21 protein-coding genes and 5 pseudogenes are annotated in these 22,048 nt (G+C 41.5%); 20 read left to right on the top strand and 6 right to left on the bottom strand.

The window, feature by feature from the left end; all coding sequences use genetic code 11:
* Positions 1 to 23 precede the first annotated feature (23 nt).
* The 6 genes and pseudogenes from NSB28_RS01035 to NSB28_RS24935 form a co-directional block, all read left to right on the top strand.
* Positions 24 to 461, top strand: a complete 438-nt coding sequence (locus NSB28_RS01035; RefSeq protein WP_109624614.1) for a hypothetical protein — start codon at positions 24 to 26, stop codon at positions 459 to 461.
* A gap of 177 nt (positions 462 to 638) precedes the next feature.
* Entirely contained in the window at positions 639 to 1,712 is a 1,074-nt protein-coding gene (locus tag NSB28_RS01030; protein ID WP_257497370.1) for an alpha/beta fold hydrolase, read from the top strand.
* A gap of 184 nt (positions 1,713 to 1,896) precedes the next feature.
* A complete protein-coding gene (locus NSB28_RS01025; protein ID WP_257497369.1) occupies positions 1,897 to 2,139 on the top strand; it encodes a hypothetical protein in 243 nt (80 codons plus the stop codon).
* 482 nt (positions 2,140 to 2,621) lie between these two features.
* A pseudogene (locus tag NSB28_RS01020) lies at positions 2,622 to 3,905 on the top strand (MATE family efflux transporter).
* A gap of 38 nt (positions 3,906 to 3,943) precedes the next feature.
* On the top strand, positions 3,944 to 5,572 hold the full coding sequence (gene abc-f, locus NSB28_RS01015; RefSeq protein WP_109624824.1) for a ribosomal protection-like ABC-F family protein: 1,629 nt from the start codon (positions 3,944 to 3,946) through the stop codon (positions 5,570 to 5,572).
* A 208-nt stretch (positions 5,573 to 5,780) separates the two neighbouring features.
* Positions 5,781 to 5,903, top strand: a pseudogene (locus tag NSB28_RS24935) (acetyltransferase); the annotation flags it as partial.
* Positions 5,904 to 6,119: 216 nt separating this feature from the next.
* Here NSB28_RS24935 and NSB28_RS25050 read toward each other — a convergent pair.
* The 5 genes and pseudogenes from NSB28_RS25050 to NSB28_RS00985 all read right to left on the bottom strand — a co-directional run bounded on the left by NSB28_RS25050 (position 6,120) and on the right by NSB28_RS00985 (position 9,627).
* Positions 6,120 to 6,485 (bottom strand): CPBP family intramembrane glutamic endopeptidase, encoded by a 366-nt coding sequence (locus NSB28_RS25050; RefSeq protein WP_392391491.1) that lies wholly within the window; start codon positions 6,483 to 6,485, stop codon positions 6,120 to 6,122.
* A 236-nt stretch (positions 6,486 to 6,721) separates the two neighbouring features.
* Positions 6,722 to 7,429 carry a hypothetical protein gene (locus tag NSB28_RS01000; protein WP_109624616.1) on the bottom strand — a complete coding sequence of 236 codons (708 nt, stop codon included), beginning with the start codon at positions 7,427 to 7,429 and terminating at the stop codon, positions 6,722 to 6,724.
* On the bottom strand, positions 7,426 to 8,151 hold the full coding sequence (locus NSB28_RS00995; protein ID WP_257497368.1) for an ABC transporter ATP-binding protein: 726 nt from the start codon (positions 8,149 to 8,151) through the stop codon (positions 7,426 to 7,428). The genes NSB28_RS01000 and NSB28_RS00995 overlap by 4 nt, the downstream gene beginning before the upstream one ends.
* A gap of 89 nt (positions 8,152 to 8,240) precedes the next feature.
* A pseudogene (locus NSB28_RS00990) lies at positions 8,241 to 8,531 on the bottom strand (MFS transporter); the annotation flags it as partial.
* A gap of 67 nt (positions 8,532 to 8,598) precedes the next feature.
* On the bottom strand, positions 8,599 to 9,627 hold the full coding sequence (locus NSB28_RS00985) for a MerR family transcriptional regulator (protein ID WP_109624618.1): 1,029 nt from the start codon (positions 9,625 to 9,627) through the stop codon (positions 8,599 to 8,601).
* A gap of 161 nt (positions 9,628 to 9,788) precedes the next feature.
* Here NSB28_RS00985 and NSB28_RS24930 point away from each other — a divergent pair.
* A pseudogene (locus NSB28_RS24930) lies at positions 9,789 to 9,872 on the top strand (transcriptional regulator); the annotation flags it as partial.
* Between the two features lie 580 nt (positions 9,873 to 10,452).
* Positions 10,453 to 11,835, top strand: a complete 1,383-nt coding sequence (ltrA, locus tag NSB28_RS00975; protein ID WP_109624825.1) for a group II intron reverse transcriptase/maturase — start codon at positions 10,453 to 10,455, stop codon at positions 11,833 to 11,835.
* A 261-nt stretch (positions 11,836 to 12,096) separates the two neighbouring features.
* Here ltrA and NSB28_RS00970 read toward each other — a convergent pair.
* Positions 12,097 to 12,635 (bottom strand): annotated as a pseudogene (locus tag NSB28_RS00970) (DUF6017 domain-containing protein); the annotation flags it as partial.
* Between the two features lie 383 nt (positions 12,636 to 13,018).
* Between NSB28_RS00970 and NSB28_RS00965 the strand changes: the two are divergent.
* The 12 genes from NSB28_RS00965 (at position 13,019) to NSB28_RS00915 (ending at position 21,796) form a co-directional block, all read left to right on the top strand.
* Positions 13,019 to 13,432 carry a LemA family protein gene (locus NSB28_RS00965; protein ID WP_109624620.1) on the top strand — a complete coding sequence of 138 codons (414 nt, stop codon included), beginning with the start codon at positions 13,019 to 13,021 and terminating at the stop codon, positions 13,430 to 13,432.
* Positions 13,433 to 13,733: 301 nt separating this feature from the next.
* Complete coding sequence (locus tag NSB28_RS00960) at positions 13,734 to 14,066, top strand: DUF3795 domain-containing protein (protein ID WP_109624621.1); 333 nt, start codon at positions 13,734 to 13,736, stop codon at positions 14,064 to 14,066.
* Between the two features lie 45 nt (positions 14,067 to 14,111).
* Positions 14,112 to 14,471 (top strand): hypothetical protein, encoded by a 360-nt coding sequence (locus NSB28_RS00955; RefSeq protein WP_257497367.1) that lies wholly within the window; start codon positions 14,112 to 14,114, stop codon positions 14,469 to 14,471.
* A complete protein-coding gene (locus tag NSB28_RS24925; RefSeq protein WP_334304783.1) occupies positions 14,449 to 14,616 on the top strand; it encodes a hypothetical protein in 168 nt (55 codons plus the stop codon). Before NSB28_RS00955 ends, NSB28_RS24925 begins: the two co-directional genes overlap by 23 nt.
* Before the next feature lie 20 nt (positions 14,617 to 14,636).
* Complete coding sequence (locus NSB28_RS00950; RefSeq protein ID WP_109624826.1) at positions 14,637 to 15,110, top strand: GyrI-like domain-containing protein; 474 nt, start codon at positions 14,637 to 14,639, stop codon at positions 15,108 to 15,110.
* Positions 15,111 to 15,164: 54 nt separating this feature from the next.
* Complete coding sequence (locus tag NSB28_RS00945) at positions 15,165 to 15,668, top strand: flavodoxin family protein (protein WP_257497366.1); 504 nt, start codon at positions 15,165 to 15,167, stop codon at positions 15,666 to 15,668.
* Positions 15,669 to 15,869: 201 nt separating this feature from the next.
* A complete protein-coding gene (locus NSB28_RS00940; RefSeq protein ID WP_257497365.1) occupies positions 15,870 to 16,043 on the top strand; it encodes a hypothetical protein in 174 nt (57 codons plus the stop codon).
* The gene (locus NSB28_RS00935; protein ID WP_109624623.1) at positions 16,012 to 16,311 is read left to right on the top strand and encodes a YciI family protein; all 300 of its coding nucleotides are present in this window, start codon (positions 16,012 to 16,014) and stop codon (positions 16,309 to 16,311) included. The genes NSB28_RS00940 and NSB28_RS00935 overlap by 32 nt, the downstream gene beginning before the upstream one ends.
* 214 nt (positions 16,312 to 16,525) lie before the next feature.
* A complete protein-coding gene (locus NSB28_RS00930; protein WP_109624624.1) occupies positions 16,526 to 17,239 on the top strand; it encodes a LytR/AlgR family response regulator transcription factor in 714 nt (237 codons plus the stop codon).
* A gap of 569 nt (positions 17,240 to 17,808) precedes the next feature.
* Positions 17,809 to 18,534 (top strand): ATP-binding protein, encoded by a 726-nt coding sequence (locus NSB28_RS00925; RefSeq protein WP_257497364.1) that lies wholly within the window; start codon positions 17,809 to 17,811, stop codon positions 18,532 to 18,534.
* A gap of 175 nt (positions 18,535 to 18,709) precedes the next feature.
* Positions 18,710 to 19,375 carry an ABC transporter ATP-binding protein gene (locus NSB28_RS00920; RefSeq protein ID WP_109624626.1) on the top strand — a complete coding sequence of 222 codons (666 nt, stop codon included), beginning with the start codon at positions 18,710 to 18,712 and terminating at the stop codon, positions 19,373 to 19,375.
* 12 nt (positions 19,376 to 19,387) lie between these two features.
* Entirely contained in the window at positions 19,388 to 21,796 is a 2,409-nt protein-coding gene (locus NSB28_RS00915) for an ABC transporter permease (protein ID WP_109624627.1), read from the top strand.
* Positions 21,797 to 22,048 lie beyond the last annotated feature (252 nt).

Below are 22,048 nucleotides of genomic sequence, written 5' to 3'. Positions count from 1 at the left end.
GTTGATAAGGAGCTAAAAGAAAAATGTGTGAAGAATGTTACTCTGATGAAAATAGAATTACGCCATTGCTAAATCCTTTGGATTGCTTAGAAAACCATACTCAATATATTTGTGGAACTTGTGGGCGCTGCATTTGTATTGAACACGACCCAAACAGAGGATTGCAGAGGTGGAATTTTCCTTTTAAGTCATTGGAAATTGCAAAACTTTATTTACGAACAGCCGACTATACAACGAAAAAATCATGTGGTATTTATGAGATAGAGAACAGTAAAGGAAGAGTAGCTTATAAAATATTCGCAGGGAATGAGGATTTACATCTATTTTTGAAAAAGAATAAAGATAAGAAATGCAAACAAATGACACCTGTGTTTGCTGTTGGAGAGTATAAAGAATATCCACATGCAGAAGTACGAAAATTAACTTCTGGTGAAATAAAACAATATATGAGCGAACGTTAAATTCTGGTTTTATAGTATGTCTTAAGTAATATTGAAAGGGTGTATTTTCTCTAAAAAACCAATCCGCTCCATCATCATGTTTATCAAAGGCTGTGATTGGCTTTTTGGAGGTATAAAAATGGGAGAATAAAAGAGCACACCGAAAAGGCACCTCACAAAAGGAGGAAGATAGTCATCATGGTATATTTAGTTATTGGCATTATTTTTATGGGTTTTTTGATTATTTTTATCAATAGCCCAGGTAAACTCCCACCGTTAGAAGATACACAAGGAAATCTGATTTCAGATTCTATCTCCGAAAAAGTATGGATTGAAGTCAATGGGATTAAGCAGGGGATGTTTATTCGAGGAGAGAATATCCAAAATCCAATAATACTGTATCTTCATGGCGGCCCCGGTACACCAATGCTACAATTCATCACATATTTGGAAAAAGAGGAGCGCCTGGAAAAGTATTTTACGGTTTGCTACTGGGATCAGCGCGGTTCGGGAATGACATACAATAAATCAACTGATCCGTCAACGATGACGGTATCGCAAATGGTGGAAGATACACGCGCAGTAACTGAGTACGTTAAATCTCGCTTTGGACAAAATAAAATATACCTGATTGGTCACTCCTGGGGATCGTACCTTGGTGTTAAAACCATAGAAAAATATCCCGAAAATTATCTTGCGTATATTGGTATTGGTCAAGTGACAAATCAGGTGGAATCGGAACGACTGGCATATGAATTTATGTTAAACCATGCACAAGAAATAAACGACCAGGAGGTGATGAAACAGCTAGGAAAGTATGATCCGTATGCTGACGGTTTTCCACAGCTTGATTACCTTGTGAAAGGCAGGACAAATATGCTCAATAAATACGGAATTGGGCATTTACATCAAGGACTTTCCTCTACTGACATACCTAAATCACTCTCTGTATTTAAGGGATATACATTGATTGAAAAAGTAAACTGGTTTCTTGGTGCTGATTTTTCAATGGTACATCTGTTTCCAACCGTATTAGAGGATAATCTTTTCATATCGTCTACAAAATTTGAAGTTCCGTTTTATATTATACAAGGTGATTATGATTACATGGTATCTCAAGTCCTGGCAGAAAAATATTTAGAGGTTATCGAGGCTCCTAAAAAAGAATTTTTTTCATTTGCAAATTCCGCTCATTCGCCTAACATGGAAGAACCGGAAAAGTTTATTGATATTCTTCGTGATATAGCATTAGAAAATTCACCCGAAGAATAATGTTTGGCTACTTCTGGACATTTTGTCCATATGTTGATACGGAAAAACCGAATTAAAGTAAGCAATCAAGTACATCTTTGGCGGAGAAGGCGTAGTTAGTGGTTTTCTGGTAAAAGACACACCACATGGACGCGTCTTAGCCAAATAGCACAAGTGGTTTGACTTAGACCAGGAGGAGAATATTATGATTCGACAATTAAGCGGTTTTTTTACAAAGCCGCAAATATATGCTTCTAGCACTGGAGAGTTCTGGAATGACACACATATATCCAAAGGGATGCTGGCGGCACATCTCAATCCGCAGGAGGATGCGGCAACCCGAAAGCATGAATTTCTTGACCGGTCGGTTCAATGGATTTCTAAAATTGCACCGCCAGCCCAGATACGTTTCCGCCATTTATCTCTATTGAAAAGTAAATGTGTTTAAAATATGTTATTACGATATAGATGAGAGGATTTAAGCTGCTGTTTACAGAATGAACAGTGAGGCATTTAATTTAGAAATGAAAGACTTCTTGTAAGACACTTGACAAGTAAGTTTTATTTCTTTTATAATTAAGTTATGAAAAAGAGGAAAAGGGGTGAACACAATGCTGTTGTTTGGGAAGTTCTGCATTGGATCCAGCTCTGCACAATCATATAAGACAGGACATTGTGTGGAGCCCAATCAGATAAACAGATTTATTTGAGAGGTAGGGCTGTATAGATCAGAGGATTCTGATTTAAGAGCCTTATTTGTGTTACCTTTTGAACAACTCAGATGATTGGATATTTGGCCGTGGACAATGTTTTGTCTGCGGCCTTTTGTTGTTAAGTTCCGCTATGTCTTTATTGTAGCATGGAAAAAGCAGAGGGCCACGCCGTTGGGTATGGCTGCCTCTGCTTTTATTTTTTGAAAGGACTATTAAAATGGAAAATATAGAACAGGATTTGACGGTGGGGAGTGTTCCCAAGAAACTGATACGATTTGCAGTACCTCTATTGGGCGCAAACATACTGCAGTCGCTTTATAGTATGGTGGATATGCTGGTTGTGGGGCAGGACTGTTTTGGCCGCTCAATACAAAGGGGCAAATGATGAGCAGGGACAAAAAGAGACCATTGGAACCTTATTCAGCCTGTCTTTTATTGTCTCCATCATTGTTACAATCGCAGGATTACTGGTATATTCCCCTCTTTTTTCCCTTCTCCAGGTGCCTGCGGAGGCGATGGAAGATGCCTGTGCTTATATGCAGGTCATCTGTGTGGGAACGATATTTGTTTTTGGCTATAATGCGGTGTGTTCGCTCATGAAGGGTTTTGGAGATTCCAAAAGTCCGCTGTACTTTGTGACCATAGCTGCAGTGATAAATGTTTTTTTTGATTTTTTATTTGTTGGTCCTATGGGTATGGGGACAAAGGGGGCAGCTTATGCAACTGTTTTTTCACAGGGGATATCCTTAGTTGTCTCTGTTATACATTTGAAACAAAAAAAATTTATATTTGATTTTAAGCTGAGAAGTTTTGCCGTTCAAAAAGAGAAGCTGATCATTATTTTGAAGGTGGGTTTACCAACAGCTCTTCAAATGGTGATCGTCAATATCTCATATCTGCTGATCACGGGAGTGCTGAATACCTTTGGTGTTTCGGTGGCGGCAGCTTCTGGTATTGGACTAAAGGTAAATACCTTTGCAGGTATGCCGTGCTGGGCCATCGGGCAGGCGGTAACTGCTATGGCGGGGCAAAATATGGGAGCACATGATACGGAAAGAGTAAAGAAAACCACGCGGTACGGATTATTGATAAATACTTTTGCCACGTTTCTTACAGTTGTATTGGTCCAAATTTTTGCAGAAGCCATTATTATGCTTTTTGACCCTGCCGGTACAGAGGTGATCACAGAAGGAGTCATGTATCTTTGTATCTGCTGTAGTATCAACAGTCTGGTTTATGCAGTAATGTACACGCTGGATTCTTTTGCGATCGGCGCAGGCTCTGCGAATATTGCCATGTGTAATGCTTTTTGGGATGCCGTGATCGTGAGACTGCCGGTCTGTTGGCTACTGGCGTTTACCATGCAGATGGGGCTATAGGTGTATATATTGGTCAGGCGTTGTCTCCCGTTTTGCCTGCTCTGGCAGGTATTGTCTACTTTAGGAGTAAATCCTGGGAGACAAAAAAACTGATCGGCAATACAGAATACCATAAAAAATAATAAAATAAAAATTAAAATGGAAAGGTTTGGTTATGACTATGAATGGCAGTAATATGAATCTCGCCTTTGGTTTGGAAGTAATCTATGAGGACGCAGAATTTCAAGTGAATGATCATGATAAAGTAGGTATTGTTGGTGTCAATGGCTCCGGGAAAACCACATTGTTCCGTGTTCTACTGCGGGAGCAGGAATTAGACAGCGGAAGTATTAACACGCACAATGCACGAATTGGTTATCTGCCCCAGGAAATTGCGGTGGAGGATGAATCCTGTACGGTGCTTGAGTACCTGCAGGAGGGACGTCCCATTGGCAGGCTGGAGACAGAGCTGGACCGGATTTATCAGAAGTTGGAACAGGCGGATGTTTCGGAGCAGGGGATATTGCTTACACGAATGGAGAAGATCCAGACCCGTTTAGAGTTTTTCGACTATTATAATGCGGAAAGTATTCTGCTTGATATGATAGACCGTATGCAGATTGACATTGATCTGTTGGAAACGCCGCTTAGCCGGCTGTCCGGCGGGCAGAAATCAAAGATAGCTTTCGCGCGTGTTCTGTACTCAAAATCTGAAATCCTGCTTTTAGATGAACCCACAAATCATTTAGATGCAGCTTCAAAAGAGTTTGTGACGGATTTTCTCAAAAATTATAAGGGGCTGGTATTGATCATCAGCCATGATGTGACCTTTCTTGATGAGATCATAAATAAGATACTGTTCATCAATAAAGTGACGCATAAAATATCCATCTATGACGGCGATTATAAAACTTACAAAAAGAAATATGCGGAGGAACGGCGTCTGCGTGAACGGATCATTGCTCAGGAGGAAAAAGAAATCAGGGAACTGGAAGATTTTGTACGGCGGGCAAACCAGGCAAGCCGTACCAATCATGCGATCAAACGCATGGGACAGGAACGGGAGCTGCGTCTGGAGAAAAAACGGAGCAGGCAGCACAGCCGTGAACGGGTTTATAAGCGTGTTAAAATGGATATCCACCCTGTGCGGGAGAGCGGGGATATCCCATTACAGGTGAAAAACCTGTCATTTTGTTATCCGGATCAGCCGTATCTCTACAAAGATTTGTCGTTTCAAATAAAAAGAAAAGAGCGTTTTTTGGTGGTTGGCAAAAACGGTGTGGGAAAATCCACACTGCTCAAGCTGGTCATGGGTATTCTTACCCCTGATGCGGGGGAAGTCCGGTTTCATCCGAAAACGGATGTGGCTTATTATGCCCAGGAACTGGAACAACTTGATCTGCAAAAAACTGTTTTTGAGAATGTACAGACAGAAGGATATGCCGTTAAGGAGTTGCGATCTGTTTTAAGCAATTTTCTTTTTTATGAAGATGATATCAATAAAAAAGTAGAGGTTCTGTCTCCCGGTGAAAAAGCCCGCATTGCACTATGCAGGATTTTGCTGCAAAAGGCAAACTTTCTGCTTCTTGACGAGCCCACGAATCACTTGGACCCTGAAACACAGAGTATCATTGGCAAAAACTTTGATCTTTTTGAAGGTACCATTATGGTTGTCAGTCATAACCCGTGGTTCGTTGAGCAGATTGGCATCAACCGGGTGCTGATCTTACCTGCCGGCAGAGTCGTGGATTATTCCCGTGAAATGCTGGAATACTATTATGGCTTTAATAATATAGAGGAGGACTATTAAAATGGCGGATTCAAAGAAATTATATCCCAGAACAGGGGATAAACAGACGATTTACTTAAAAAATGCAATTACTGACCCGAGCATTCAGGTAGGCGATTATACAATGTACAATGATTTTGTCAATGACCCAACAGATTTTGAGAAAAATAATGTTCTGTATCATTATCCCATAAACCATGACCGTTTGATGATTGGCAGATTCTGCTCGATCGGATGCGGGGCAATTATCGGTGCCCGCGCTGTAGTGACAAAGGACGTATCACCATATACCATTGTAGGAGGTATTCCTGCAAAATCCATCAGAAAGCGTTATTCGGAGGAAAGAATTGCAAAGAACATAAAAGCAATTCAAAACGGCCGTTTATATCAGTTGAAATAAAGCTTGTACGGGATTGCCGGTGCTGATCATGATGTACCCGGCAGTCCCGAAAAGCAGGAGATGGATCTGCAGGCTGTGGATTCCCGTTATTGATAAACTGTTTTATTTAGGCAGATGTATATTAGTTTAATGAAATTATATAGTTAAAATAAATATATATGTGTGGATTTACCTTAGCAAACACTTTCGGCGTTTTTTCTCAATTAACAATATCAGCATAATCGCTGCTATCTGCAAAGCATAGACAACAAGTGTTTTTACGCTTGGAGAATTGTTCAAGGAAGTGAGTGTATACATTCCACCTAAAACGGTGTTACTCCAAGCATGGATTAAGATTGTTACCCAAATGCACTTTGTCAGCCGATAGGCAGCCGCAAGGGTCATTCCCAAAGTAGTGCAATACAGGGTAAAGGCAATAAAGTTCATATCTCCCTGTGTAGAGTTTGGTATGAACCACAATGGTAAATGCCAAACACCCCAAATTACCCCCTCGATGAGTGCAGCTGCTAAAAACGAAAACCGTTTTTCAAGCAAAGGCTGAAAAACACCCCGCCAACCGATTTCCTCTAAGCCCCCGCCCCAAAGCCGATTACTGTAAAATAGAGAAAAAGAGTAATGTTTTCACTTAACAGATTGAAACGATACAACGCAATTAGCTAAAGTTCTGTTCCCCATGCGATTGCAAAGGTATAAAACAAATAACGCCACATCATACTCAATTCTTCTTTGAGATAAATTTTCTTTGACTCATAATAAGCTCTCCTTTGCCACTATATTTCCATGCGGTTTACTTTGTGGGAGACATTAAGGGTGAGCAGAATACCTCCAATCAGAGCCGCTGTTGAGAGAAATAAAACTGGTAGAAACTGCTCATTGATTGCCGCTACAGGATTTATCAAAAGCATACTTAGTATAACAGCGGAAATAATGGTTACAGAATTTGACTTTTTGATGAAGCCGATTCTGATCGCGCATAACGCTATACCGTCCGCAAGGCACACCAATACCAAAGCGTTTCTAAACGCTAACATAAAATCGCCCAGTACCAGGGTATCATTTACCATTTGGAGAACTGAATCTGTCCCGATAAAAATCAGAAAGCCGCCATATTCAGTTAAGAACATTGTGGTGCTGATGAAAAGCAAAATTACCGCCGCTTTTGCCCATACAACAGATTTGCGATTTATGGGATAGCTGAATAAGAGGATTGCACCCACGCCACAATATTCTTTTGTCAAATAGCGATAACCCATAGCAGAAGCCAATATCGAAAAAGATATCAAAGCAACCGCATTACAGATTGCCGCGATTCCTTGATAGGTGGAGAATAGGATAGCTGCATTTTTGTCTCCTGAATCCAAATGGGGTACCCATGCAAGTATGTATGTCAGCCCCATAATGCACACGAATATGGCAATAGCAGAAAAAAAATAAGGCTTTATGTTTGTCTTTTTTAGCTCTAATTTTAGTATGTTCATGCTCCTGCACCTCCGCTCATAATCTGAAAGAAATATTCCTCCAAGCCGTTCGGGTATTGTTTCTTGATTTCGGATATAGCCACCTCTTGCACAACGTTTCCGTTTGTAAGAACGCCAACCACATCCGCAATATGCTCAACCTCGCTCAGAACATGGCTTGAAATAAGTAGTGTCATGCCGTCTTTTGCCAGAGATAAGAACAAATTTCTTATTTGCCGGATTCCCATAGGGTCAAGCCCGTTGATTGGCTCGTCTAAAATCAAAATCTGGGGAGAGTGGCTGATTGCCCGTCCGATAGCAAGCCGTTGTTTCATTCCAAGAGAAAATTTAGAAACAGGCTGCTTTCCTGTATCGCCAAGCCCCACCATTTCTAATACTTGCTCGATTTTCCCAAAGCTGTGTTCCATGTAACTTAAATGAATTTCCAAGTTCTCTCTTGCGGATAAATGGTCATAAAAGACGGGCGTTTCAATCAAAATCCCCATTTTTCCCAGGAAGTCTTTTTTGTTAATCGACAATGTTTCCCCCTGCACTTTTATGTTTCCGGCGGTCGGGGATAGCAAGCCTGTGATTAACTTAAACATGGTGGTCTTGCCTGCGCCGTTTGCACCAAGAAGTCCGTAAATCGTGCCGCTTTGCACAGTTAGATTACAGCCCCGCAAAACCTCCTTGCCTTCAAATACCTTTGTCAAATTACGAATTTCTACTGCTGTATTCGTCATAATGGTTTCTTCCTCCTAATTTAATAAGTATCTTTTTTGAGCGCACGGCAATCACCAAGGATATCATACTTGCGCCGATGATAATGTATTCCTAAGAGCCATGAAAATACCGTAATGACACCCGCCGTCAGAAAATCTAAACAGACCATAATATTTCGTTTGTTCACACGGTCAGCCAGTACCCCGCACAAAAGTGACAACACAATCATGGGCAAAAAAGAACAGGCTGTCACAATGCCAAACAAAGTTGGCGAACCTGTTTTTCTTAATAAATATAATGGCAAGGAAAAACGCAGGATTGCATTGCCAAATAGCGATACTATCTGACCGACAACCACAAGCGTATAATCCTTGCCATACTTTTTTGTGTTATTCATCATAGCCACCTCCCTTTACCAATAAGTTTAAGGGTGGGGGTAACCCCCAAGTCAATAGGGGATTTTTTCTTTATTTCAAAGGGATAAACACCTCGTAAAAATTGTGCTCTGTATGCCCTGAAAGCTCAACAAAACGAATGAAGATATAGACAACACCTTTGAAAGTTTCTTTATGTTCTTCTGCCCAGCCATAGGCGGCAAAAAACATTTTTTCCATAACGGAATCATCGTGACTGTCCGCTTCCAATACAGTATGCAGACATTTACCACTTTCAAGATATGTTTTTTCTCCAGCCTGCACTTTTTTTGCAGCACGCCTTACAAGGCACATCTTTGTCCCTTTATACCCGGTTTGGTCAAAGGTAACTGCACGAACAAGACTTGATAAAATATCGTCCTCCTGCAAATCTATGAACGCAAGCACTCTGTCCTTGTAATCATTAAGGGACGATACTGCATCAAAAGTTTCAAGCGCCAAATACAGCGGCAGCTCTTTCACCGTGAATAATTTAGACGAAAGGGCAGCATACTCACAAAATACCTTTGTTTCGGCAAGACGTTTTAGAATACGCTGTTGTATGTGGATATTATTTTCTACCTCGCTTATTTTTCTACTTAACGAGGTGATACCGTCACGCTCCCCGGATTCCATAAGTTCTTTTATTTCAAGCGGCGTAAAACCGCGCTTCTTGTAAAAATCAATGGACATTAAGCAGGAAACGTCCTCAAAGGTAAATTCGCGGTATTGGCTGTTTTTGTTTCTTTGTGGCTCTATCAGCCCGATTTCCTCGTAATAGCGCAGTGTTTCCCTCGTAAGTCCGAGGTTTTTATAAATATCATTGGCACGATAAACAGCATTGTTCTCTGAATCCATGCGGTTAATTTTATGTAGTTCCCCCTGCAATTCGGGGTTATCACCAACTATAACTTTGTTTGTAGAAAACCGATTGTCCACAGGTTTTTCAGCGTGTGCGGGTATTAGCCATGTTTTGCCCTTTTTCATTGCCCCTGCAATTTTTCCTGCCTTGCAGTAGTAAGCCACCATGCGGCTTGAAACATTCCATATTTGTGACATTTCATTGGCTGTTAAAAATTCCATTTTGTTTCCCTCCTACAGCCATTATACTTCGTATATCTGAAATTCACAAGATTGTGTGTGTTGACTGTTTTGATAATATACTCTATTACTATCCATACTATGAAATGTACACTCATATCCAAACGAATAGAATGAAAAGTAAAATGTAGGCAGCACGAAAGGCGCGGGGATATTCAAGAAATAAATTAGCAGACGAGCTGAACATTGCGCCCCGCTATATTGCGTCTATTAAGAACAGCGGATAGTAAACACCACGGCAAAAGAGGTTAAGGAAGTCGAAAGTGAGGACAAATAACCATGTCCTCTACAAAACAGAACAGGTATTAGGAAACGTTGTAATCTTTTTAAGATTGCAGCGTTTTTCTTGTGCGCCCGGCGGCGCACGTTTCTAACCGGTGCAAGTCCGGAATCCGCCCGGTAGTGGGAAGGATATAGCCGAAGGCAAGGGTGTCCATCGTGAGGTGGAATCTGAAGGAAGCCGGATGTGGGGAACATACTAACCCATGGGCAAATCTCTGGTCTGACGAACAGAAATCACATCAGGCTATGCATGAGGGTAAGACTACAAGACAAGCCGAAGCCCAATAACTACACGGAATCATGTATGGTAAATGTGGCAGATGGATGGAGAGAAAGAAACGTGTGGTACCCGGGGAGGTCTGTATGAAATGCTCCGAAAGGAATAACCACCGTACAAGGAAACGAGGCGGTGCTGAACATACAGAAGTCAGCCGAGGTCATAGTAGCCGAGAGGTGAAGGACCGAATCAATAGGAGTTTCAAGTATGACCGAGAAAGGAGAGAATGACCAGTGAATGCAGAAAACATGAAAGATAATGGCTGTTTGCAAAGAGATAGTGCGGAACATGAAGGGTATGCGAAAGCGCATCGGTCATTTCATTCGATATGGAAAGAAAGAAACAGTGCACAGCCGGAACTCTTGGAGAAGATACTGTACAAAGACAATCTAAACAGAGCTTATAAAAGAGTGAAGGCAAACAAGGGAGCACCGGGAATCGACGGAATTACAGTCGAGGAAATAGGTGCATATCTCAAGGAAAATCAACAGACTATTATTGCAAGAATCTATAAAGGGAAATATACCCCAGACGCGGTAAGAAGAGTTGAAATTCCAAAACCAGACGGTGGAGTACGAAAGCTTGGTATTCCAACAGTCAAAGACCGTATATTCCAACAAGCCATAACGCAGCAGCTCACGCCAATATATGAGCCGTTGTTCTCGGACAACAGTTACGGCTACCGTCCAGGAAGATGCGCAAAAGATGCCATGAAACGGATAAAGGAGCACGCAGAACAGGGGTACACCCATGCGGTGTCCTTAGATTTATCCAAATATTTCGATACCTTGAATCATGAAAAGTTATTAAATCTTTTACGCAAAAACGTAAAGGATGAAAGAGTGATACAGTGGATAAAGAGGTATCTGAAAAGAGGTGTTATGGAGAACGGTGTAGTCATGGAAACGGAAGAAGGTTCGCCACAGGGAGGAAATATCTCACCCTTACTGGCGAATATCTATCTGAATGAGTTTGACCAGGAGTATGAGAAACGCGGCGTGAAGTTTGTCCGGTATGCGGATGATATCGTTCTGTTGGCAAAGAGTGACAGAGCTGCAAAACGATTGCTTGAAACAAGCACGAAATATCTCGAAGGGCCCCTAAAACTAAAAGTGAACCAAGAGAAAAGCCGTGTAGTCAGTATATTTGCAATCCGAAATTTTAAGTTTCTTGGCTTTACATTGGGAAAGAACGGAAAGGGTATTTATATCCGAGTTCATGGGAAGTCATGGAAGAAGATGAAGTCAAAGCTGAAAGGACTTAGTGCCCGAAGGTCTGTTCAGAGTATTCGTCCCGCATTGGAAAAGATAAAAGTCTTTATGCGAGGCTGGCTGAATTATTATGGAATTGCGGATATGAAGAATCGGATAGATGATTTAAACTCATGGCTATATCATAGAATACGCATGTGTATATGGAAACAATGGAAGAAACCGAAAACCAAGAAAAGAAATCTAATGAAACTTGGAATACCCGAATACTTTGCACATCAGGCGGCGAATAGCCGAAAGAAACACTGGTATGTATCGGGAATGGGTGCGGTCAACAGAGCACTAACAAAAGAAAGACTGATAAGCAGTGGTTTTTATGATTTAGCCACAGCCTATCAGTCAGTGCACGTCAACTATTGAAAGCGCCGTGTACCGAACGGTACGCACGGTGCTGTGAGAGGACGGGAGCTAGTCACTCCCTCCTACTCGATTTCGTAGGATTGGAAAAGTGCAAGTTTCCATTGTTGTAGGTAGTGAGAAGAAAGTTTCGTAGCAAGCATAGGAAGTGGTAGCCACACTTAATTTGCGTCCCCTGTCTTTGTTCTTCACCTTTTCCCGGTTCGCCTTCAGCATGTCTTCGTCCCTGCCCATGAAAAAGACAAGGTAACGAGACAGGGCTGTCTTTCGTGCGGTGCATACCGTTTCAAACATGATTTCCACAATCTCATTCAGACAGTCGCTGTCAATACTGCTGTCCTGCAAGAGAAAGTCATACTTGATACTGTCCTTGATGATTTCCCGGTATATCTCTATTGCGCTCTGTTGGGACGCTTCCGTTCCTGCGGCTCTGCCGCGCCCAAAAGTGAGGGGGTAGGGGAAAGGATAGGAATGGAATAGGTACTTGGTAAACCCATAATAGATAAATCTGTTTTGGGTAAGTCAGTTCTTTGTATCTCTTTATTTAATTGCGTTGGATTTTCCAATATCAGACAATCCAATTCCGGCGAGGGCTGCGGCTGCTCGTAAATGGTATACTCGATAGCGGTCATTTTGCCTTTGTCGTCGCGTCCCTGCCGCCTTGTGATATACCCGGCTTTTTCAAGCTCCTATATGGCGGTGCGGATAGCGTCGATACTTTCCCGGTTGATGTAGGACAGTTCCGCAAGGGTATAGTCCCAGTCCTCCGGCAAGGACAGCATTTGCGACAACAAGCCATTTGCTGTGGGGGTGTCACGCGGTAGAAAGTCGTTTTTGAGGGATTAGGTATATTTCCCTTGCTCGGTCAGAACCGCGCCCGCAAAGCCCCATGATACAGGGCTTCCTTTGCCCCTACTGCGCGACATGAGGGCATAAAAAAAGCAGCGTTCCTGTTTTTCCGTGTGGGAATAGGTAACGCCGCCTGTCTGGTGGCGTGTCGTACTTCTCTATTTGATTGCTGATGTGCCACTCCATTTCCAAACGGCGGTATGGGGTCTATCTTCAAAAGGATTTCGGCGGCATATCAAAGCTCGCTCCGCAAGTAGTAAATTGGTAGTAAAATCAGCCTACAATCCTTTGAAAATGCCCGTAAATCAAGGGCTTTTCGAGATAATCAAGTAATTTAATTCCAAATCTGTTGGAGACAGTCAAAGGCTATGCTGATTTCGAGAGGACCACCCTGGAAGCTGTGGTAAATGCCCGCGCAAGCGCCATAGGGGCCACGGATTTTGAGAAGATAGCGGCTGCCAATCAAAAGCTGTCGGCAGCACTCCATCAGTTTTTAGCCCTGGGGGAAGCATATCCGGACTTGAAAGCAAACAATAATTTTATGCAGCTCCAGCGAGAACTAACGGAAACGGAGAATAAAATTGCTTTGTCCAGACAGTTCTATAACGATACGGCATTTAAATACAATAATGCTATCGAAATGTTTCCCGCCAGTGTGATAGCAGGGCTTTGCGGTTTTCATCCTATACCATTCTGGGAAACCACAGAACGCGGGAATATTTCAATTAAGGCAGAGGATATGAAATTGTAAACGCCTCGGTGATCATACGGCCAATACTTATTTCATGTTCAATGCCAAAAGCAGTTAGTCTATATGAGTGACTGCTTTTTTTTATACCAGAAAAGAGTTATACCCTAAATACAAAGGGAAGTATATCTGCAATACGTTGTCTATGGAAGGATACCTGATGATCTATGCTAAATGATGAACAACTGGATATACCCCCTTTAGTGGTATACTTATATTTTGATATGCTGTATAATTAATCCTATCATACAAACTGTAGAAGAAAGCTTAGTTTAAAAAATTAAATTGTTGGAGGTACATAACTATGAAGGATAAGATTGCATACTGTGGATTGAACTGCGAAAAATGTGACGCATATATTGCAACGATCAATGATGACCAGGAGTTGCGTGAGAAAACTGCAAAACTCTGGGCTGAGTTAAATAATGCACCCATTCTGCCTGAACATATCAACTGTGAGGGGTGTCGTACTGATGGGGCAAAAACTGTATACTGCGATAGTTTTTGCGATATTCGTCAGTGCGCATTGAAAAAAGGTGTGGCCACATGTGGTGACTGCCCGAATATGGAAAAGTGTGAAACGCTTGGAATGATCATCTCAAATAATCCAGATGCTCTGCAAAATCTGAAAGGATAGACTACATATTTTGATAACTCTTAATTTCATTGAAGGGATAGAATAATGAGAATCGAAACAAAGCGACTTAATATTATTGCACTTACCCCAGAGCAGCTTGAATTATGGACGAATAACATTAGAGAGCTTGAAGAGGAACTACTATGCTTATATAAGGCGGAACCTATGGAGGGCTTGTTTCGTGAAATCGTATGCGGACAAGTTGAAAAGGCTCAAAAAGACCCAGCCAATTACCTTTGGCATACTTTTTGTCAGGCGTTTGGTAATTGGGCTTTGAAGCAGGAGGAAGTAAAACATATTATTTCTGAAACGTGCAGAAATCGCAGAACGCTTTACCATAATAAACGAGTGGTTAAGAACTGCTTTTCATACAGAGCAGAAAGTGGTTTTCCCCTATGGGAATAAATATGGTTGGGGAATAGGGCATTATAAAAAGAAAAAACTTCTATGTATGGTATTATGGCATGGCTTGAGGGAAAAATTGATGAAAATGGAGATCCAATTAAAGATAAGTCTGAGTAAACTTCCAGTCTGTAGTGGAGGAAATTAGAATTCGGAGGAAAAATGATAATGTCAAGTTTAGAAGTGAACATAGAATATATCGAACAACAAACAGTATACGGATTGTGGCAAAAGTCAAATGACAGAACTATTTCCAAAGATATTAAGGTTCTTTCCAAACAGTATCATGCCGTGGTTTCCATGCCAGAGGGAAAGGTGCTACCCTATTTTGTCCTGTCCAGAAATTACAATGAGCAAAGCCGCGATTTTGAATTATTTATTGGCAGTGTGATTGACAAAGGCGATTTAGAAAGCTATGTCCTCCCGGCCAGCGAGTACGCCAAAATCACAGTAAAGCCTAAAATGGGCTTTTTGTGGGGTGTTTCTATTGGAGAGGCAAAACAATATTTCTATACGAAATGGTTGCCTACAAGTTCCTTTGAAGCATTGAATTTGGAATATGAGTATCACACAGAAAGAAGCACGGGAAAGCAACCGACGATTGACATTATCTTTGCCATTCGACACAAAGCTATCAATTAAAATTTGTACGTTATAGGCAAATAAAATTTATATTTTGTGAACGAGGTGAGGGCTGTGAACATATTGATACTATATTATTCTGGTGTAGTTAACACTAAAATGGTTGCCGAAAAAATATTTGATTTACTGCATGGTTTGCATGAAGTTACCCTTGCTTCTATTGAAAAATTAACAACGGATATAACCATAGATAATTATGATAGTTTGGTGATAGGTTTCCCCACCATTCATGCTTCCCCTGCACAACCAATACTTACTTTTATCGAACAGATAAAGCAACTAAAAAAATCTATTCCAACTTTTCTTTTTACAACCTGTGGATTATATTCAGCAAATACTTTACGGATATTTGCTAAACAGTGTGAGAAGAAAAACATCATTACGATTTTAAGTAAGAATTATCGCTGTGCTGCTACTGATGGCGTTCTAATTGCACCTACCATGAATATATGGTCATGCCATGAGAAACGATTAGACAAAAAAGTGGAGAACGATGTCAGCGATTTTATGTGGAAAATGCATTATGAATTGTCCTGCGCAATGTATCTACAAGGATGACAAAGGATACCCATTGTTTGATAATGAAAAGTGCATACATTGTTATAGATGAATTCGCCATTGTCCTAAAAAGGCATTGTCATTGTCAAAGAAGTGTCCCCCATTAAAAACATTGTACTATTAATGAACAATTGGAATAAGGTTCTACAGCATAGACTACATGATTGGGGAATTCGGCTGCCGCCGCAGGGCTTTGGTAAAATGATTGTGGTGGACTTGGCAGGCAGGATTGCCCTCTGCCCTGACGGCATACGAATTGTGGTACAGCCTGAACCGGAAAATAAGGCTTCCTGCGGCCTGAAAGATTATTCGACAAATCAAAAGTTTCGGAGGAAATTGGAAAATGGAAAAATCAATGTACATGATGATGATTGAGAAAAGTAAGACCTATAATAGAATCACAAAGAAAGTGGTTGAAGAACATGTTGCAAACATAAGAAAATTAGATGATGAAAATAAGCTGGAAATCTGCGGAGTTTTTAAAGGTTATCCAGGGGTGGCAGGTATGTATATCTTGAAAGTAGAAAACCGTGAGGAAGCAAAGAAAATTTGTGATAATGAGCCATTGGTTGTTGGGGGATATGCAACATACAAACTGATAGATTTTTTTGTTGCAAATCGGGATAACAATTATCTGCTCTAACAGAAAGTGTTTCATATATTTGAATGGCTGTTCGTTGGAATAGCACCGCTTGCTATGAGTGGCGCAATCGTTGGAGGTTGCTTGACACGGAAGAAATGATTTACCATTTCCATAATCTTGATTTCTGATACGACTTTTTATATAATAAAATTGTGGCTTTGAGCATACGGACTACACAGATTTGACGTTCTATATTAACGAGGAGATTACGGATGTGTTTAAGATAGCAATCTGCGATGATGAGCAAGCTCTTATCGTTGAGTTAAAGAATAATTTAAAAAGATATGCAGACGAAACGGAAACGACGTTCTGTTTCTTTGAATTTCATGATGGAATGGAACTGATTGAAAATTATCAGCCAGACTTTGACCTGATCTTTATGGATATAAAGATGGAGAGGCTGAACGGTTTGAAAACTGCTGAGGAGATCCGAAAGACTGATAGTACGGTAGGCTTATTTTTCCTGACATCTCTATCCAGGTATGTGTGGAAGGGCTATGAATATGGAGCATTAAATTATCTGCTTAAACCGATCAAATACGGCAGGCTTAAAATGGAGCTTGACCGCTTTTTCTCACGCTATCAAGTGGGAGAGGAATTATATATCAGCTTTTCAAACGATAACGGAAAATTCAAAGTGCTGTATAAAGATCTGCGTTATGCCGAAACCGCCAAGCGCAATGTACTTCTTCACTTTGAGAGCGGAGAACAGGTTATTTACAAGAGCATGAAAGAAATCGCTTCGCTTTTAGAAGCGCAGCAGCAGTTTGTCCGTTGTCATGTAAGTTATATCGTGAATATGGCGTATGTGAAAAGTGTGGAAAATCTGGAGGTGGTTTTGACCACAGGCCAGCATGTTCCTATCAGCCAGCCGAAACGGAAAGATTTTATGCAGCGACTGGCGGATTACTGGGGGGATATGCTGTGATGTGGCTTTATTATTTGTTGGATGTCACCGCAACAATAGTGGAAGCGGTTATTTTTTATGTGATCACTTTATGTTTCTGTCATACCTGCCGCTTTCAAAAGGCAGTCAGCCGGGTTGTACCACCTGTTATTTATGCAATCGTAGTTATCATTTTAACATTTTTTACAGACATAGGGGCATATCGTATGTTCATTTTATTGTCTTTGATGGTAGGGCTGATTTTGCTATTTTATAAAGAGCCTTTCCAGCGTGCACTGATTGTTATGGAGTTAACATTTCTAGTGCAGATACCGCTTTCTGAGTCTGTGGGATTGTCTATTATGAATTTTGTTTATCACGGTGATGTGATGATGCAAATAGATGGAACATCCATTATTAAATGGCAGGTATATATTTTTTTAATATTGATAAAGCTGCTGTTTTTGACAGTAACTTATCGGCTGCTAAAGAATTTCAAATGCGAAATTCAGCTAAAAGATACTGCCATATTATTCGTCAGTTTCCTTTTGGTGTTCTGCATATCGTTCGCCAGTACATACAGTTTTCTGGACTTAGGATCCTTTGATACCTTGGCTTTGGATTTGGTTACATCTTTTCTGGGGGTATTCTTTATCATACAGTTTCTGTATTCTCGAAATGTATCGTTCCTCCGAGAGCAGGAACAGAAAGACAAGCTGCAGATCGCACAGCTACAGCAGCAGTATGCCTATTACCGGGATAAAGCAAAAAACGAGGAATGTATCCGTTCTATCTATCATGATATGAAAAATCACCTGCTTGTGCTTGAGGGCAGTCATGGGACAGAAGCTGCCTGTAAGATGGTGCAGCAGCTGCGTTCACAAATTGCCGGCTACGAGGATTATATCCATACCGGCAATGATTTCCTTGATATCATCATCAGGGACAAGGCGGAAAAAGCCCGTGAAAAGTGTATTGATTTTTCAGCAAGCCTTGATTTCAGTAATATAGATTTTATTGAGCCGCTTGATATCAGTACCTTTTTCGGTAACGGGATAGATAATGCGATTGAAGCGAGTGAAGGGTTGGCTGAGGATGAACGGGTGATACTTGTCAAGGCGCGCAAGGTGCAGGATTTTGTGTCTATCTTGATAGAGAACAACTGTACAGACGATCCCCACAGCGGCAGCCGCACAACAAAGACAGATACGTTCCTGCATGGTTTAGGCATTTCCAATATGAAAAAGGCGGCCGAAAAGTATAACGGCATTTGCACCACAGTGCAGAAAAATGGGAAATTTACCATGAAGATTTTGCTGCCTGTTCCCAAGAGGTAAAATTCAGTATCATCATCTGCCACCGAGAGGTTTTCACTTATGAAAGCCTCTCTTTTTTCTGTTCATTTATTAGATTTTGCGGTGTAGATGTTAGATTTTGTGTCTGCTATTGCCCTTTTTTATATGTGGTATAAGATTATCCGTAATATGCTCAAAACTTAAGGAGGAAATTTATATGCCAATTTTATGTGCATCTCATTTGAAAAAATATTATGGTAAGGACGAGAACCTTGTCAAAGCACTTGACAATGTGAATGTATCTGTAGACAAAGGACAATTTGTTGCTGTTATCGGAACATCGGGCAGCGGAAAATCCACCCTGCTCAATATGCTCGGCGGCTTGGATGTCCCTACTTCAGGCAGTGTGCAGGTGGAAGATCAGAGCATTGAAAAAATGAGCGAGGAACAGCTCACAGTGTTCCGCAGAAGGAGGATAGGATTTATCTTTCAAAACTACAACCTTATCCCTTATCTGACTGCATATGAGAATATCGTGCTGCCTGTCCGCCTTGACGGAAAAAAAGAGGATAAGGGGTTTTTAAAGGAAATCGTACAGTTCCTGGAACTTGACAAGAAGCTGCAAAATTATCCGAGCCATCTTTCCGGCGGTCAGCAGCAGCGTGTGGCGATTTCGAGGGCATTGGTGTCCAAGCCGGCCATTATCCTTGCGGATGAGCCAACAGGAAACCTTGACAGCCGAACAGGCGATAAGGTTATCGATCTTTTGAAAATGACAAGTGAAAAGTTCAGCCAGACGATCGTGATGATCACCCACAACTCTAAAATCGCGGAAAAGGCAGATGTGCAGATCCGCATTGAGGATGGAAAAATTCGTTCATAAGGGAGTGAAAAAATGAGCAGTAATAAAATAACGAAAAAAATGATTTCTCAGATGTCAAGGCAGAGTCTGAAATCCAGCCGTATGCGCAACATCTTTGTGATGATCACCATTGTTCTGGCGTCTGCCCTGCTGATGGCAATCCTGATGTATACAGCCGGTCAGCAGGAATATACGAAAAGGCAGCTTTCTCATATGCAGCAGGTAGGATATTTCAACCTCTCTGAAGGTCAAGCAGAAGCCCTGGAAGCAGACGAGCGTATTGCTTATCAAATCCAGGTCAAGACAGGTACGCCTTCTGAAATGGATGGTTTTGAGATCATCCCTTTCTATGTGGACGAGATGTCCGATAAGATCCAGATCGGAGAGCTGGAATCCGGCACACTGCCAGAAGGAGAAGATGAAATTGCGGTACAGGGAGCAATGCTTGAAAAAGTGGGGATTGCTCCGGAGATTGGCAGTCAGGTCACTTTAGACTTTTATGATGGAAATACAGAAACCTTTACGGTAGCGGGTATTTTGAAGGGCGGCGAAGCCGCCAAGCGGTTTTCTGTATTCTTTTCCCGAAGCTATGCCGAAAATGGAAGCCAGCTAAAAGATTCTCCATATGAGGTCTACGCGAAATTGTATGGTGCGGCCACAATGCATCCTGAAGAATGTAAGGAAGCAATGTACCTGATCGGCAGCGATGCAGGTATTGAGAGAAAGTACATCAACCCGTCAAAACCTTTCCTGGACTCTTTATCCATCAATATGCAGGATGTTTTAATTTTTGGCTTGGTTGGTGTTGTCATCCTGCTTGCCTGTATCCTGGTCATTTACGGCGTGTTTTATCTGTCTGTTATCGGAAAAATACACCAGTTCGGGCAGCTTTGCACCATTGGCATGACAAAAAAACAAATGAAAAAACTGGTGTCAAAGGAAGGCCGCAGGCTGTTTCTATATGCTTCTCCTATCGGCATCCTCATTGGCGGTGTGGCAGGTTACTTTATCATTCCCTCAGGCTTTGATTTATGGAACACCCTGCTGATCGCGGCCTGCGTGTTTATCATCATCTGTCTCATCACAATGATTTCCGTACATAAGCCTGCAAAACTGGCAGCGTTGGTATCCCCTATGGAAGCGCTGCGTTATGTACCGCAGGACGATATGGAAAAGACCGCTAACAAGAAGATGTGCCGCAGCCTTACCCCGTTTGGTCTGGGCGTGATGAACTTTTCCAAAAATAAAAAGAAATCAGTTATCACGATGCTTTCTCTTGCTTTTGGTGGTATACTCTTTATGGTAGCAGCTACTTATATCTCTTCCTTTGACAAGGCAAATTATTCAAGGCAGTCGCATTTTACACATGCAGAGTTTGATATTTTCTATTCACAGTTTGCTATAGAACTAAACGAAAATGGAATGAGCGAGCTGCAGTCAAAAGTGCCCCTTGACAGTCAGATGATCCAGGAGATCATAGCTATTGACGGTGTGGAAGGAGTGGAACAATTAAAAAATTTTGGCATCATATATGACTTTCCAAAACTAGATGAGTTTAACAACAAGGATACGGTCTATCCTCTGAACGATGAAGAAACGAAAACTATCGGGAATTATATAGAGGAGGGTTCGGCTGACTATGATAAACTGATGTCCGGTGATTATGTACTGGTAACTGGTAATTCCAATGTCATGGAAATTTATGGATGGCAGTTTCATGTTGGAGATGTGTTGACATTCCATTATTATGATGGGACTCAGATGGCAGAGAAGGAGGTAACGATTCTCGGGATCTTGAATGATCAATATACTCTGGATAACGACCATCTGGAAGGCTGGTTCCTAATGCCTGAACAGGTTATTTTGAATTTAGTATCCTATGATAGCCTGAATTCCAATCTGCTTGTATCAACTGACCCTGAGAAGGAAGCTGCTGTTGGCGAAGTCTTAAGCCAGATGGTAGATGAAAGAATGGAATTGGATATGCAGACACTTGCTGACAGAAAGATTGCAGATGCACATACAGTCAATACTCTTTTCGGAGCGATCAGCGGACTTGCCATCTTTATCATGACGTTCAGCGTTTTAAGTATGATGAACACGCTGATCACCAATATCGTAACCCGGAAACAAGAGCTTGCAATGCTTGAATCCATCGGTATGGCGAAAGCTCAAATCCGCAAAATGCTCTTGGGAGAGAGCCTGTTTTTGGTCCTTATGACTGTGGGCACCACAATGACTATCGGTACGATGTGCGGTTATGTTCTAAGTAAGATGCTTTACAATAGGGGGGCTTTCTATATGGCGTTTAAGTTCCCGACGGTTTTTGCGCTTGTGTATGCGGCTGTACTGATCGCAATACCACTTATCATCATCCTGGTGTCTATGAAGAGCTTTTCAAAGGAGGCTCTTGTGGAACGCCTTAGAGGGGTGGAGTGTTGATGAGTGGATAATGACAAAAAGCACGGTTAGAATTTGTAGGAGAAGAATGGTTTTGCCAAAAAAGAATAATAACGCCATAGATGCGATTGCAGAAACAGAAACAGGCGATGGACTTTCGGCGGTATCGGAGAACATCCGGGAGGGATACGAGTATAATTAAGTAGGTACTATTTGAACGGAAAAATTAAACATAGTAACTTTGTGACATCGTGTCGCAAAGTATGAGCCAGCAGAATCTAAATGAACTGCTGG

Source organism: Murimonas intestini (assembly GCF_024622195.1).
Classification (GTDB): domain Bacteria; phylum Bacillota; class Clostridia; order Lachnospirales; family Lachnospiraceae; genus Murimonas; species Murimonas intestini.
The sequence above is the reverse complement of the archived record's forward strand: the minus strand, read 5'-3'. Positions and strand labels throughout refer to the sequence as shown.

What these genes read in the sequence shown, in the direction of transcription:
- NSB28_RS01000 (WP_109624616.1), bottom strand. Translation starts at nt 7,429, where the DNA reads ATGAACATACTAAAATTAGAGCTAAAAAAGACAAACATAAAGCCTTAT.
- NSB28_RS01030 (WP_257497370.1), top strand. Translation starts at nt 639, where the DNA reads ATGGTATATTTAGTTATTGGCATTATTTTTATGGGTTTTTTGATTATT.
- NSB28_RS00920 (WP_109624626.1), top strand. Translation starts at nt 18,710, where the DNA reads ATGCCAATTTTATGTGCATCTCATTTGAAAAAATATTATGGTAAGGAC.
- ltrA (WP_109624825.1), top strand. Translation starts at nt 10,453, where the DNA reads ATGAAAGATAATGGCTGTTTGCAAAGAGATAGTGCGGAACATGAAGGG.
- NSB28_RS00950 (WP_109624826.1), top strand. Translation starts at nt 14,637, where the DNA reads ATGTCAAGTTTAGAAGTGAACATAGAATATATCGAACAACAAACAGTA.
- NSB28_RS00915 (WP_109624627.1), top strand. Translation starts at nt 19,388, where the DNA reads ATGAGCAGTAATAAAATAACGAAAAAAATGATTTCTCAGATGTCAAGG.
- NSB28_RS00995 (WP_257497368.1), bottom strand. Translation starts at nt 8,151, where the DNA reads ATGACGAATACAGCAGTAGAAATTCGTAATTTGACAAAGGTATTTGAA.
- NSB28_RS00960 (WP_109624621.1), top strand. Translation starts at nt 13,734, where the DNA reads ATGAAGGATAAGATTGCATACTGTGGATTGAACTGCGAAAAATGTGAC.
- NSB28_RS00940 (WP_257497365.1), top strand. Translation starts at nt 15,870, where the DNA reads ATGATTGTGGTGGACTTGGCAGGCAGGATTGCCCTCTGCCCTGACGGC.
- NSB28_RS00985 (WP_109624618.1), bottom strand. Translation starts at nt 9,627, where the DNA reads ATGGAATTTTTAACAGCCAATGAAATGTCACAAATATGGAATGTTTCA.
- NSB28_RS00935 (WP_109624623.1), top strand. Translation starts at nt 16,012, where the DNA reads ATGGAAAAATCAATGTACATGATGATGATTGAGAAAAGTAAGACCTAT.
- NSB28_RS01025 (WP_257497369.1), top strand. Translation starts at nt 1,897, where the DNA reads ATGATTCGACAATTAAGCGGTTTTTTTACAAAGCCGCAAATATATGCT.
- abc-f (WP_109624824.1), top strand. Translation starts at nt 3,944, where the DNA reads ATGAATGGCAGTAATATGAATCTCGCCTTTGGTTTGGAAGTAATCTAT.
- NSB28_RS01035 (WP_109624614.1), top strand. Translation starts at nt 24, where the DNA reads ATGTGTGAAGAATGTTACTCTGATGAAAATAGAATTACGCCATTGCTA.
- NSB28_RS00955 (WP_257497367.1), top strand. Translation starts at nt 14,112, where the DNA reads ATGAGAATCGAAACAAAGCGACTTAATATTATTGCACTTACCCCAGAG.